We start from the raw sequence: 4,394 nt of genomic DNA, 5'->3' as shown, positions 1-4,394 counted from the left end.
CCAACACAGCTAGGGTAGTATCCCACCAGCGCCTCCACGTAAGCTAGCGCTCACGTTTCAAAGGCTCCTACCTATCCTGTACAAGCTGTGCCGAATTTCAATATCAGGCTACAGTAAAGCTCCACGGGGTCTTTCCGTCCTGTCGCGGGTAACCTGCATCTTCACAGGTACTATGATTTCACCGAGTCTCTCGTTGAGACAGTGCCCAAATCGTTACGCCTTTCGTGCGGGTCGGAACTTACCCGACAAGGAATTTCGCTACCTTAGGACCGTTATAGTTACGGCCGCCGTTTACTGGGGCTTCGATTCGTAGCTTCGCAGAAGCTAACCACTCCTCTTAACCTTCCAGCACCGGGCAGGCGTCAGCCCCTATACATCACCTTACGGTTTAGCAGAGACCTGTGTTTTTGATAAACAGTCGCTTGGGCCTATTCACTGCGGCTCTTCTGGGCGTTAACCCTAAAGAGCACCCCTTCTCCCGAAGTTACGGGGTCATTTTGCCGAGTTCCTTAACGAGAGTTCGCTCGCTCACCTTAGAATTCTCATCTTGACTACCTGTGTCGGTTTGCGGTACGGGCACCTATTTTCTATCTAGAGGCTTTTCTCGGCAGTGTGAAATCAACGACTCGAAGACACAATGTCTTCTCCCCATCACAGCTCAGCCTTAACGAGTACCGGATTTGCCTAATACTCAGCCTTACTGCTTAGACGTGCAATCCAATCGCACGCTTCGCCTATCCTACTGCGTCCCCCCATCGATTAAAACGATTATAGGTGGTACAGGAATATCAACCTGTTATCCATCGCCTACGCCTGTCGGCCTCAGCTTAGGACCCGACTAACCCAGAGCGGACGAGCCTTCCTCTGGAAACCTTAGTCAATCGGTGGACGGGATTCTCACCCGTCTTTCGCTACTCACACCGGCATACTCACTTCTAAGCGCTCCACATGTCCTTACGATCATGCTTCAACGCCCTTAGAACGCTCTCCTACCATTGTCCAAAGGACAATCCACAGCTTCGGTAATATGTTTAGCCCCGGTACATTTTCGGCGCAGTGTCACTCGACTAGTGAGCTATTACGCACTCTTTAAATGATGGCTGCTTCTAAGCCAACATCCTAGTTGTCTGGGCAACGCCACATCCTTTTCCACTTAACATATATTTTGGGACCTTAGCTGGTGGTCTGGGCTGTTTCCCTTTCGAACACGGACCTTATCACCCATGTTCTGACTCCCAAGTTAAATTAATTGGCATTCGGAGTTTGTCTGAATTCGGTAACCCGAGAGGGGCCCCTCGTCCAAACAGTGCTCTACCTCCAATAATCATCACTTGAGGCTAGCCCTAAAGCTATTTCGGAGAGAACCAGCTATCTCCAGGTTCGATTGGAATTTCTCCGCTACCCTCAGTTCATCCGCTCACTTTTCAACGTAAGTCGGTTCGGTCCTCCATTCAGTGTTACCTGAACTTCAACCTGACCAAGGGTAGATCACCTGGTTTCGGGTCTACGACCAAATACTAAACGCCCTATTCAGACTCGCTTTCGCTACGGCTCCACATTTACTGCTTAACCTTGCATCAAATCGTAACTCGCCGGTTCATTCTACAAAAGGCACGCCATCACCCATTAACGGGCTCTGACTACTTGTAAGCACACGGTTTCAGGTTCTATTTCACTCCCCTTCCGGGGTGCTTTTCACCTTTCCCTCACGGTACTGGTTCACTATCGGTCACTAGAGAGTATTTAGCCTTAGGAGATGGTCCTCCCAGATTCCGACGGAATTTCACGTGCTCCGTCGTACTCAGGATCCACTCAAGAGAGACAACATTTTCGACTACAGGATTATTACCTTCTTTGATTCATCTTTCCAGATGATTCGTCTAATGTCGTCCTTTGTAACTCCGTATAGAGTGTCCTACAACCCCAACAAGCAAGCTTGTTGGTTTGGGCTCTTCCCGTTTCGCTCGCCGCTACTAAGGGAATCGAATTTTCTTTCTCTTCCTCCGGGTACTAAGATGTTTCAGTTCTCCGGGTGTGCCTTCTGATATGCTATGTATTCACATATCGATAACATGACATAACTCATGCTGGGTTTCCCCATTCGGAAATCTCTGGATCAAAGCTTACTTACAGCTCCCCAAAGCATATCGTCGTTAGTAACGTCCTTCATCGGCTTCTAGTGCCAAGGCATCCACCGTGCGCCCTTAATAACTTAATCTATGTTTCCACCATTTTTATAAGTCAAACGTTAACATGAAGTTACGTTCTTTTATAAAAAGATTTAAACGCGTTATTAATCTTGTGAGTGTTCTTTCGAACACTAGCGATTATTTCTTATGAATTCAAGCTTATTTAAAACTCTTTATTCACTCGGTTTTGCTTGGTAAAATCTATATTTTACTTACTTATCTAGTTTTCAATGTACAATTTCTTTTTAGTCAAGCGCTCGCATAAGCAATATCACTTTAACCAAAAAATATTTGAATGTTAAATAAACATTCAAAACTGAATACAATATGTCACGTTATTCCGCATCTTCTGAAGAAGATGTTCCGAATATATCCTTAGAAAGGAGGTGATCCAGCCGCACCTTCCGATACGGCTACCTTGTTACGACTTCACCCCAATCATTTGTCCCACCTTCGACGGCTAGCTCCTAAAAGGTTACTCCACCGGCTTCGGGTGTTACAAACTCTCGTGGTGTGACGGGCGGTGTGTACAAGACCCGGGAACGTATTCACCGTAGCATGCTGATCTACGATTACTAGCGATTCCAGCTTCATGTAGTCGAGTTGCAGACTACAATCCGAACTGAGAACAACTTTATGGGATTTGCTTGACCTCGCGGTTTCGCTGCCCTTTGTATTGTCCATTGTAGCACGTGTGTAGCCCAAATCATAAGGGGCATGATGATTTGACGTCATCCCCACCTTCCTCCGGTTTGTCACCGGCAGTCAACTTAGAGTGCCCAACTTAATGATGGCAACTAAGCTTAAGGGTTGCGCTCGTTGCGGGACTTAACCCAACATCTCACGACACGAGCTGACGACAACCATGCACCACCTGTCACTTTGTCCCCCGAAGGGGAAAGCTCTATCTCTAGAGTTGTCAAAGGATGTCAAGATTTGGTAAGGTTCTTCGCGTTGCTTCGAATTAAACCACATGCTCCACCGCTTGTGCGGGTCCCCGTCAATTCCTTTGAGTTTCAACCTTGCGGTCGTACTCCCCAGGCGGAGTGCTTAATGCGTTAGCTGCAGCACTAAGGGGCGGAAACCCCCTAACACTTAGCACTCATCGTTTACGGCGTGGACTACCAGGGTATCTAATCCTGTTTGATCCCCACGCTTTCGCACATCAGCGTCAGTTACAGACCAGAAAGTCGCCTTCGCCACTGGTGTTCCTCCATATCTCTGCGCATTTCACCGCTACACATGGAATTCCACTTTCCTCTTCTGCACTCAAGTTTTCCAGTTTCCAATGACCCTCCACGGTTGAGCCGTGGGCTTTCACATCAGACTTAAAAAACCGCCTACGCGCGCTTTACGCCCAATAATTCCGGATAACGCTTGCCACCTACGTATTACCGCGGCTGCTGGCACGTAGTTAGCCGTGGCTTTCTGATTAGGTACCGTCAAGATGTGCACAGTTACTTACACATATGTTCTTCCCTAATAACAGAGTTTTACGATCCGAAGACCTTCATCACTCACGCGGCGTTGCTCCGTCAGGCTTTCGCCCATTGCGGAAGATTCCCTACTGCTGCCTCCCGTAGGAGTCTGGACCGTGTCTCAGTTCCAGTGTGGCCGATCACCCTCTCAGGTCGGCTATGCATCGTTGCCTTGGTAAGCCGTTACCTTACCAACTAGCTAATGCAGCGCGGATCCATCTATAAGTGACAGCAAGACCGTCTTTCACTTTTGAACCATGCGGTTCAAAATATTATCCGGTATTAGCTCCGGTTTCCCGAAGTTATCCCAGTCTTATAGGTAGGTTATCCACGTGTTACTCACCCGTCCGCCGCTAACATCAGAGAAGCAAGCTTCTCGTCCGTTCGCTCGACTTGCATGTATTAGGCACGCCGCCAGCGTTCATCCTGAGCCAGGATCAAACTCTCCATAAAAATTATGATGTTTGATTAGCTCATAAATACTAAATAATGTTTGTAACTTATAGTTACGTTTTTGGAATTAACGTTGACATATTGTCATTCAGTTTTCAATGTTCATCGTGTAAAAATAAATGGTGGAGACTAGCGGGATCGAACCGCTGACCTCCTGCGTGCAAAGCAGGCGCTCTCCCAGCTGAGCTAAGCGCCCATAATAATTACAGTATATCGGGAAGACAGGATTCGAACCTGCGACCCCTTGGTCCCAAACCAAGTGCTCTACCAAGCT

The 4,394-nt window shown here is 47.7% G+C and carries 2 rRNA genes; both read right to left on the bottom strand.

Annotated elements, in window-relative coordinates:
• Positions 1-2,218, bottom strand: a 23S ribosomal RNA gene (locus AB0H81_RS43975); the annotation flags it as partial.
• 350 nt (positions 2,219-2,568) lie between these two features.
• A 16S ribosomal RNA gene (locus AB0H81_RS43970) occupies positions 2,569-4,120 on the bottom strand.
• Between the last annotated feature and the right edge of the window lie 274 nt (positions 4,121-4,394).

It is taken from the genome of Nonomuraea sp. NPDC050691 (genome assembly GCF_040654455.1).
Taxonomy (GTDB): domain Bacteria; phylum Actinomycetota; class Actinomycetes; order Streptosporangiales; family Streptosporangiaceae; genus Nonomuraea.
This window is presented reverse-complemented; position numbering and strand designations above follow the sequence as displayed.